A 277-nucleotide genomic window follows, 5' to 3' on the forward strand; every position below is an offset into this window, starting at 1 on the left:
GTCACGCGCCGGGGTGAGTCCTCTCCCGCCGTCACCTACGCCTACCAGCAGGAGGGCAGCACCGAAATCACCGGGCAGATTGTCTCCGCCACCACCCCCAGCACCGTGCGCACGTACACCTTCACCAGCAATGCCCTGCAGGTCTCCACCGGCAGCATGCTCGTCATGACGCACACCTACTCGCTGGACTGGCAGGGCCGCTCCACCGGCAAGGTGACGGCGGTGACGGGCGCCGGAGAGCAGCTGGCGCTGGGCACCTCGCAGAGCACCACCTGCC

The 277-nt window shown here is 68.6% G+C and carries 1 protein-coding gene; it reads left to right on the top strand.

Annotated elements, in window-relative coordinates; all coding sequences use genetic code 11:
• A partial coding sequence (locus tag AABA78_RS39115; RefSeq protein ID WP_338270636.1) for a hypothetical protein occupies positions 1-277 on the top strand: 277 nt, incomplete at both ends.

The organism is Corallococcus caeni (assembly GCF_036245865.1).
In the GTDB taxonomy this organism is placed as follows: domain Bacteria; phylum Myxococcota; class Myxococcia; order Myxococcales; family Myxococcaceae; genus Corallococcus; species Corallococcus caeni.